At 51.1% G+C, this 9,066-nt stretch carries 8 protein-coding genes; 7 read left to right on the top strand and 1 reads right to left on the bottom strand.

Annotation, left to right across the window (positions count from 1 at the left end; translation table 11 throughout):
- A partial coding sequence (locus MVD07_RS01815; protein ID WP_297497855.1) for an NAD-dependent epimerase/dehydratase family protein occupies positions 1-64 on the bottom strand: 64 nt, incomplete at its 3' end.
- A gap of 75 nt (positions 65-139) precedes the next feature.
- Here MVD07_RS01815 and MVD07_RS01810 point away from each other — a divergent pair.
- The 7 genes from MVD07_RS01810 to MVD07_RS01780 form a co-directional block, all read left to right on the top strand.
- Entirely contained in the window at positions 140-1,135 is a 996-nt protein-coding gene (locus tag MVD07_RS01810; protein WP_297497852.1) for an NDP-sugar synthase, read from the top strand.
- 83 nt (positions 1,136-1,218) lie between these two features.
- Positions 1,219-1,812 (top strand): TasA family protein, encoded by a 594-nt coding sequence (locus MVD07_RS01805; protein ID WP_297497847.1) that lies wholly within the window; start codon positions 1,219-1,221, stop codon positions 1,810-1,812.
- A gap of 31 nt (positions 1,813-1,843) precedes the next feature.
- Entirely contained in the window at positions 1,844-2,665 is an 822-nt protein-coding gene (locus tag MVD07_RS01800) for an HAD-IIA family hydrolase (RefSeq protein ID WP_297497844.1), read from the top strand.
- Entirely contained in the window at positions 2,655-3,086 is a 432-nt protein-coding gene (locus tag MVD07_RS01795) for a ferritin family protein (protein WP_297497842.1), read from the top strand. Before MVD07_RS01800 ends, MVD07_RS01795 begins: the two co-directional genes overlap by 11 nt.
- 186 nt (positions 3,087-3,272) lie before the next feature.
- Positions 3,273-7,148, top strand: coding sequence for an adenosylcobalamin-dependent ribonucleoside-diphosphate reductase (locus MVD07_RS01790; protein WP_297497839.1), 3,876 nt, complete (start codon positions 3,273-3,275; stop codon positions 7,146-7,148).
- A gap of 132 nt (positions 7,149-7,280) precedes the next feature.
- Positions 7,281-7,745, top strand: a complete 465-nt coding sequence (locus MVD07_RS01785; RefSeq protein WP_297497836.1) for a phosphoribosyltransferase — start codon at positions 7,281-7,283, stop codon at positions 7,743-7,745.
- A gap of 196 nt (positions 7,746-7,941) precedes the next feature.
- A partial coding sequence (locus tag MVD07_RS01780) for a hypothetical protein (RefSeq protein ID WP_297497833.1) occupies positions 7,942-9,066 on the top strand: 1,125 nt, incomplete at its 3' end.

The following is a 9,066-nucleotide window of genomic DNA, read 5'->3' as shown; positions in this document are numbered from 1 at the left end:
CCATGAGCGCATCAACCAAGTGAGAGCCTATGAAACCCGCTCCTCCAGTTACTAAAACCTTCACAAGTACCACCCATCCTCGTGGGGAAAATTAATTTAAATAGGTTTGGGGAGATTGTATGCTAGGAGTGTGATTGGCATGAAGGCACTGATAATGGCAGGTGGTTACGCCACGAGGCTCTGGCCTATAACCAAGGACAACCCAAAGGCACTACTCCCCGTTGGGGACAGGGTCATACTGGAGTACATACTGGAAAAGGTGCTCGAACTGGACGTTGAGACCTATATCTCAACAAACCGCTTTTTTGAGGCCCACTTCAGGCCATACGCCGAGAAATACGGAGTCGGACTGATAGTCGAGGACACCCTCCACGAGGACGAGAAGCTGGGAACTATAGGGGCCATGAAGAGGGCAGTCAAGGAGCTCGGCCTTGATGATTACCTCGTTATTGCCGGTGACAATCTCTTCTCCTTCTCCCTGCGGGAGTTTTTGGGTAAATACCACGGTGAGACGCTCATAGCAGTTTATGACGTTGGCGACCCCGAGCTGGCGAAAAGGTACGGTGTCGTCATCCTTGAGGGGGATAGAGTTGTGTCCTTCGAGGAAAAACCCCCCATTGCCCGTTCCACTTTAGTAAGCACCGGTGTCTACGTCTTTCCAGGGGAGGTTATGATGCTCATCGATGAATACCTCAAGAACGGCAACAAGGATTCACCCGGCTACTTCCTCCAGTGGCTCCTTGAGAAGGGAAAGGAAATCAGGGCCTATAGCTTCTCAGATTACTGGTATGACATAGGCTCCGCTGACAGCTATCTGGAGGCTCTACGGACACTGCTGAGCGGAAGCCATGTGGAGGAAATACAGATAGGCCCCTACGCCAAGATAATACCTCCTGTCGTCATAAAGAGAGGTGCGAAAATACTGGGGCGCTCGATAATAGGGCCGTACGCTTACATTGGCGAAGAGTGCATCATAGAGAACTCTGACATAAGTGATTCGATAATATTTAGGAAAAGCATTATAAGGAACTCAACGATATGGCGCTCGATAATAGACGAGAAGTGCGAGATAAGGAACCTTGAACTCAGGAAGAGCCTCATTGGAGGCCACGCCAAAATACAGCGCGGTGAGTGAACTTCCTCTTCTTACACTTTCAAGTGGAAAAGTTTATAAGGACTTTCCCGAGTCTTTTCTACGCACCATATTGGGTGGTCAAAATGAAACGCTGGAGTATCGTAGCAGTGGGTGGTCTGCTGGCACTCCTCCTACTCGGGAGTGCCAGCCCCTTCTTCACAGACGTTGCGAAGTCCAAGGGAAACGAAATAAGCTCCGGTAAGTTCGACATAGCCATAAGCAGAGAAGGGACGAGATACTACAACGACCTCAAGCTCTTCCAGTTCTCAGGGATGAAGCCCGGGGACGAGAGAACCTTCGAGTTCTACGTGAAGAACAGGGGAGACATCGCAGTCTCAAAGCTCATCCTTGTGTTCCGCGTCTCCGACAGGGAAGTGGGAGAGATGAGCCCGGCTGAAAAAGAGGTTGACAACACCACCGAGACCGGGGAGCTGAGCAAGTGCCTTATCGTTAAGTCCATTGAGGTCTACAGGGGCAACTCCTCCTACGCTATCAACGGGGTTTCTGGAAAGACCCTCAGGGAAATAAGCGGAGAGGGACTTGAACTCCTCAGGGAACAGCTCGCGGAAGGAGAAAACATCAGGGTCGCCGTGGCGGTGGAGTTCTCACCGAGCGCGGGCAACGAATGCCAAACCGACAGCGTTAAGGTCGACATGGAGCTGACCGCGGAGCAGTGAGTTTTTAAACCCTTTCCCTTTTCACCCCCATATGAAGCGGATTGGGGTAATCTTCGACATGGATGGCGTCCTCTACCGAGGGAACCTGCCAATAGATGGAGCCAAGGACGTCATAGACTTTCTTAAAGAAAGGGGAATCCCCTTCGTCTTTCTAACAAACAACTCTACAAAAACCCCGGGGAGCTACCGGGAGAAGTTGCTCTCAATGGGCATCGATGTCCCCGAGGAACTGATAATCACCTCCGGCCTCGCCACTAGACTCTACATGGAGAGGCACTTCGAGCCTGGAAAGGTCTTCGTAATAGGTGGTACCGGCCTGGAGGAGGAGATGAAAACTCTCGGCTGGGGGGTTGTGGGCATCGGAGAGGCCAGAGCCGGAGGATGGAGGAAAGTTAAGCACGTAGTTGTTGGCCTCGATCCGGGACTGACCTACGAGAAGCTCAAATACGGAACCCTTGCGATAAGAAAGGGTGCGACCTTCATAGGAACGAACCCCGACACAACTTATCCTGCCGAGGAGGGGCTTTACCCGGGGGCAGGTGCGATAATTGCCTCGCTAAGGGCCTCGACGGATAGGGAACCCCTGATAATTGGAAAACCCAACGAGCCCGTTTATGAAGTCATCAGGGAGGAGCTCGGTGGCGCTGATGAAATCTGGATGGTCGGCGACAGGCTCGACACTGACGTTGCCTTCGCTAGGCGCTTTGGAATGAAGGCGATAATGGTCCTGACGGGGGTTAGCAGTTTAAAGGACGTTGAGAGAACCGGCCTCAGACCAGACCTTGTTCTCCCGAGCGTTGCCGAACTGCCAAACTACCTCAAGGCGGTTCTAGGTGAAGGGGATGAACGCTAGAGAAATCATAGAGCTCATGATAAAGCAGGAGAACGAGCTCTACAACCTCTACAAGCTTGGGGAAACGTTCGCCGTCTTCGAGAAGCCCGAACTCAGGGATGTCTTTGCCCTCATCGCCGAGGAGGAGCTGAGGCACAGGGAGACCCTGAAAAAGCTCCTTGAGAACCCTTCTCTTGAGAGGGCAATCGTTGACTACGTGGACGAGCTCTCCATACATCCCATGCTCTCCGACGAGAGGGCCGAGCCCGAGAGCCTGGAAGAGCTGGTTGTGGCGGCTGTTCTGAGGGAGAGACACGCTTATGAGATGTACAATAAGCTCTCCGGGCTCCTAGGGGGCTCCCTCTCCCAGATATTCAGGATGATGGCGGGCGAGGAGCTCAAGCACGCCTACAGAATGAAGCTGATCTACGAGGGCCTGTAGCCGGATAAATTATCCGACATAATGACTTTTCTACCCCCCACTCCTTGGGCAAAGTGCCGGCCTTAAATTCGTCAGGATGGCAGACCGAAGTGGGGCAAGGTATATTTACCACGATGAACAACGCTCTCAGCCTGTAGATTCTTCCAATAGACGGAAAAATACGTAAACATGTGCCGGGGTGTCACTATGGCGGTTGAACAAGTGATGAAGAGGGATGGTAGAATTGTACCATTTGATAAGGAGCGTATAAGGTGGGCTATCCAAAGGGCAATGCTCGAAGTTGGAGTAAGGGACGAGAAGCTCCTCAACAAGGTCGTCAGAAGGGTCGTCAGGAGGATAAACGAGCTCTACGATGGACAGGTCCCCCATATAGAGAACATACAGGACATAGTCGAGCTTGAACTTATGCGCGCCGGCCTCTTCGATGTTGCGAAGGTTTACATCCTCTACCGCAAGAAGAAGGCCGAGATAAGGGAGGAGAAAAAGAAAATACTCAACAAGGACAAGCTTGACGACATAGACAAGCGCTTCTCAATCAACGCCCTCCGCGTTCTGGCTTCCCGTTACCTCATGAAGAACGAAAAGGGCGAGATAATAGAGAGCCCGAGGGGACTCTTTGAGCGCGTTTCTATCCTAGCCGTCATCCCTGATCTGCTCTATGATGAGAGGGTCTTCGACAAGGAAGGCGGACACGAACAGGACATGAAAACCGTTGAGAAGTACCTTTCAAGGCTTGACGAGTACGACGGAAAGCTCTCTATAGGCAGATTCAAGCTCAACAAGTACCACTTCGAAAGGCTCCTCAACCTCTACCGCGAGCTCGCTGAAAAGGGCCAGATGAAGGTCTCAATTGACAAAGTCGTTAAGATGCTCGAGAACGGCGCCTTTGATGGCTACGAGGACGAGATAGAAGAGTACTTCAGGCTGATGACGAGCCAGATTTTCATGCCCAACACTCCGGCCCTCATAAACTCGGGGAGACCCCTAGGTATGCTCTCAGCATGCTTCGTTGTTCCAATAGAGGACGACATGGAGAGCATAATGAAAGCTGCACATGACGTAGCTATGATACAGAAAATGGGCGGTGGTACCGGCCTCAATTTCTCAAAACTCCGCCCGGAGGGGGATATGGTTGGAACAACGACTGGGGCAGCAAGTGGTCCGGTCTCCTTCATGCACCTCATCGATGCAGTCAGCGACGTCATAAAGCAGGGGGGCGTGAGAAGGGGCGCAAACATGGGAATCCTTGAGGTCTGGCATCCCGACGTTGAGAAGTTCATCCACGCCAAGGAGAAGAACGTCGGAACGAACGTCCTGAGCAACTTCAACATAAGTGTCGGCCTCTGGGAGGACTTCTGGGAGGCCCTCAAGGAGGGCAAGCGCTATCCTCTGGTGAACCCGAGGACTGGAGAAAAGGTCAAGGAGATCGACCCGAAGAGCCTCTTCGAGGAGCTGGCTTACATGGCCTGGGCCAAGGCCGACCCGGGCGTCGTCTTCTTCGACGTCATAAACAGGAGAAACGTTCTAGCCGATGCCAAAGGTGGACCGATAAGGGCAACCAACCCCTGTGTTGTGGGAGAGACCAGGGTTTTGACCCCGGAGGGATATATCAAAGCTGAAGAGCTATTTGCACTTGCGAAGGAACACGGGGAGAAGGAAGCAGTGGCAGCTGAGGGAATTACAGAAGGAGGAGAACCGTACGCCTATTCCATTGAAGTCTTACTCCCCGGAGAGGAGGAAATAAAGTATGAGACTGTCCATGGAAGCACAGTTGAGGTTGCAGACCCCGTTTCAGTCCCGGCCTACGTCTGGAAGGTTGGCCTGAAGGGAGTAGCCCGCGTAAGAACAAAGGAGGGATATGAGATAGCTGCAACGCTCGACCACAAGCTAATGACTCCCGACGGATGGAAAGAGGTAAAAGACCTGAAGCAGGGAGACAAGATAGTCCTACCAAGGTTCGAAATCGAAGACGAGTTCGGTAGTGAAAGCATCGGGGAGGACTTAGCTTTTGTTCTTGGCTGGTTCATCGGAGATGGATACCTCAATGTGAACGACAAAAGAGCTTGGTTCTACTTCAACGCAGAGAAGGAAGAGGAGATAGCATGGAGGATAAGGGAAACACTTGCAAAACACTTTGACATTAAAGCTGAGCCTCACTGCTACGGCAATCAGATTAAACTCGGTGTTAGGGGAAAAGCCTACAAATGGCTTGAGAGCATCGTAAAAACTAACGAGAAGCGTGTGCCAGAGATTGTTTTCAGGCTGAAGCCAACGGAAATAGCCTCCTTCCTCCGCGGTCTCTTCAGCGCCGACGGCTACGTTGACAACGACAGAGCCATAAGACTTACCTCCAAGAACCGGGAGTTGCTGAGGGAGGTCCAAGACCTCCTACTGCTATTTGGTATACTGTCAAAGCTCTACGACAGGCCGTACCCAAGCGAGCTCAAATACACAACCAAAGAGGGGGAGGAGAAGATATACCATAGTGAAGGCTACTATGAACTGGCCATTGCAAACTTCAGCAGAAAGCTCTTCGCGGAGAAAATAGGATTTGAAGGATACAAAATGAAAAAGCTTAGCCTGAAGAAGACGAAAGTAGATGAACCCATTGTTACAGTTGAGAGCGTTGAGAACATTGGCAAAAGACTCGTCTACGATTTCACAGTGCCGGGACACCACTCCTACATAAGCAACGGCTTCCTAAGCCATAACTGCGGTGAAGAGCCCCTCTACGAGTACGAATCCTGCAATCTGGCCAGCATAAACCTCGCGAAGTTCGTCAAGTATGACGACAAGGGGAACCCCTACTTCGACTGGGACGAGTACGCCTACGTCATACAAAAGGTCGCCAAGTACCTCGACAACGCCATCGACGTCAATAAATTCCCGCTCCCTGAAATAGACCACAACACGAAGCTCACTAGGAGAATAGGTGTTGGAATGATGGGATTAGCAGATGCACTCTTCAAGCTCGGCATCCCGTACAACAGTGAGAAAGGCTTCGCCTTCATGAGAAAGGCAACCGAGTACCTCACCTTCTACGCCTACAAGTACTCAATCGAGGCAGCCAAAAAGCGCGGGCCCTTCCCGCTCTACGAGAAGAGCAGATACAGAGACGGCGAACTACCCATCGAGGGCTTCTACCACCACGAGATATGGAACCTACCATGGGACAAGCTTATTGAGGAAATCAAGCGCCATGGCGTCAGAAACGGTATGGTAACGACCTGTCCGCCGACTGGAAGTGTTTCAATGATAGCCGACACCTCCAGCGGAATCGAGCCGATATTCGCGCTTGTCTACAAGAAGAGCGTAACAGTTGGGGAGTTCTACTACGTTGACCCTATCTTCGAGGCCGAGCTCAAGAAGCGCGGGCTCTACAGCGACGAGCTCCTCAAGAAGATAAGCGACAACTACGGCTCAGTTCAGGGACTTGAGGAGATTCCTGAGGATATGCAGAGGATCTTCGTCACTGCAATGGACGTCCACTGGCTCGACCACATTCTGGCCCAGGCGAACATACAGCTCTGGCTGACCGACAGCGCAAGCAAAACCATAAACATGCCGAACGACGCAACGGTTGAGGACGTTAAAGCTGCATACCTTCTCGCCTACAAGCTCGGCTGTAAAGGAATAACCGTTTACCGCGACGGCTCGCTCTCGGTTCAGGTTTACAGCGTTGAGGGAGAAAAGAAGAAGCGCGTCCCGGCTAAACCGAGCAAGTACGCCGTTGAGAAACTGAAGGCCGTCGTTGAGGCCGAGCCCTGGCTTTCAAGATTCATCAACGTTGGGGCGATAATCAGCGGAACGAACGGGAAGAAGGCCGAGCAGCCTGGGGCACTGACGTTCTCGGTCTCCCACGTCCCCGTTCCAAAACCCTCCCATGAGCACCCACACCACGCGGAAAAGCCCGAAATTCCTGAGGAGAAGATAAGGGAGCTCCTCGGCGTTGCCTACTGCCCAGTCTGCTACGAGAAGGACGGCGTCTTAGTTGAGCTCAGAATGGAGAGCGGCTGTGCCACCTGCCCGCGCTGCGGCTGGAGCAAGTGCGTCATAAGCTGAGCCTCTTTTCCCTGCTCCCCATTAACATTTTTCTGTCAAAGCATCCTTTTTAAGCCCTTTATTTTAACGTCTACCAACTCACTAAAGCTTAAAGTCTCCCGCTGAAAACTCACGCTATTCGGAGGTGTTGACATGGACAAGGTATATCTCACCTGGTGGCAGGTTGACAGAGCAATTTTTGCTCTAGCCGATGAGCTGAGGAAGAACTTCATACCCGACGTAATAGTTGGGGTGGCGAGGGGCGGTTTGATTCCAGCCGTGAGGCTCAGCCACATTTTGGGGGACATCGAGATCAAGGTCATCGACGTCAAGTTCTACAAGGGGATTGACAAGAGAATGGAGAAGCCCGTGATAACGATTCCACTTCACGGCTCGTTAGAAGGGAAAAAGGTCGTTATCGTCGATGACGTCAGCGATACTGGTAAGACGCTTGAGGTTGTCATCGAGGAGGTTAAGAAGGTAGGGGCAGAGGAAGTTAAGGTCCTCTGCCTCAGCATGAAACCCTGGACGAAGGTCGTTCCGGACTTCTACGTTTTCCGCACAGACAAGTGGGTCGTCTTCCCCTGGGAGGAGTTCCCCGTTGTGGTGAGGGAGTGAGCTCTCCTTTTTATCCCTTGCTCTTCCTTTGCATCGTCATGCAACTCTTTTACTCAGGCTTCTTTTGGATTGTTCTAAGAGGAAAACCCACGTTAGAATAAAGTTATACTAGAAAAAAAAGGAAGAATTTTTACTAAAAGTAAAAGGAAAAACTTATAAGATAAGCCGAATTAGATAACATTGCAGACCACAGGGGGTGGATTCAATGCGGCGGCAAAGCCTGATAGCCCTCCTGTTGGGCCTGCTGATAGTTAGTGTTATAGGATATGCACAGGCAACCCCCATAGGCGGTGCCAAAGTAATTCTCCTCGACAAAAATGGGAACGCGCTAACAGGACAGGGGAGAATCTACTATGCAGTCTGGACGTTCGACGAAAAGGGCAGTATCAAAGTCCTTGAAAAAGGCACCCTTGAAAAAAGACTCATCTTCTCGGAAAACACGATAAGAGTACCCTCAAGTGTACTCAACGAGGCCAAAACGATCGCAAGAAAAATAGGCTCAAAAACCACCTTCATAGGAGTGGACGTCTGGATTGTAAAAAACGGAGAGGTTTACACCCTACCACCGGACAGTTTTGAAGTAACAACAGACCAGACCACTTTACCCCAAACCGTGAAGCTGAGGTTCAACCCCAAGGAAGCAGAGAAAACCACAATTGTGAAGATTGAAAAGAAAGCCGGCGTACAACCCCAAGGCTACCTGAATCCCCCATGGTTTGAATGGCGAACGGTGAAGGAGCAAAGATTTCAAAACGTCAAAATACCTGTTCTTATAATCCACAACAACGTCTGGAGCGATATCTTTGGCACAGCCGACATCGGAATAACAGTTCAGAAGTACTGGGGCCCTGACGTGACAGTTGCACTTGGAGACAAGATATCGGAGAAAGTTGAGTTTGACCCAAGTTCCATAACGGTTAAGGTTCTCGGAAGATCGATAACCAACTACTTTGCAGGCGGAGACGATATCACGGTTCCAAAGGAGGACTTTTGGGGCTACGTATGGATTAAAGGGACCATTCACTACATCTACCAGAAGGAGTACATGTGCGAGGAAGATTCCCACGGCAATGTCTTCTGCTCCCCAACTGGCAACGAGAGATACTTTGCAAAGGTAGACAGCTTCACCATAGACAGGGTCAGTGGGAATGTCAAACACATAGCAAGCGGTTCAACACTGGGAAAGCCACCATACAACTTTCCAAGCAGTTGGATGAAGAAATCAAGTGGAATATCCACAGGGGTAAACAACCCGATATCACTCTCAGAGTTTTACGGAAAAATTTATGCAGGAAGTGACGGCCACAGCTTTGGCGTGGGC

The organism is Thermococcus sp. (genome assembly GCF_027008145.1).
GTDB lineage: Archaea > Methanobacteriota_B > Thermococci > Thermococcales > Thermococcaceae > Thermococcus.
This window is presented reverse-complemented; position numbering and strand designations above follow the sequence as displayed.

Bases quoted from the DNA above. Each gene is read 5' to 3' on its own strand.
- MVD07_RS01810 (WP_297497852.1), top strand. From the start codon at position 140: ATGAAGGCACTGATAATGGCAGGTGGTTACGCCACGAGGCTCTGGCCT.
- MVD07_RS01805 (WP_297497847.1), top strand. From the start codon at position 1,219: ATGAAACGCTGGAGTATCGTAGCAGTGGGTGGTCTGCTGGCACTCCTC.
- MVD07_RS01800 (WP_297497844.1), top strand. From the start codon at position 1,844: ATGAAGCGGATTGGGGTAATCTTCGACATGGATGGCGTCCTCTACCGA.
- MVD07_RS01795 (WP_297497842.1), top strand. From the start codon at position 2,655: ATGAACGCTAGAGAAATCATAGAGCTCATGATAAAGCAGGAGAACGAG.
- MVD07_RS01790 (WP_297497839.1), top strand. From the start codon at position 3,273: ATGGCGGTTGAACAAGTGATGAAGAGGGATGGTAGAATTGTACCATTT.
- MVD07_RS01785 (WP_297497836.1), top strand. From the start codon at position 7,281: ATGGACAAGGTATATCTCACCTGGTGGCAGGTTGACAGAGCAATTTTT.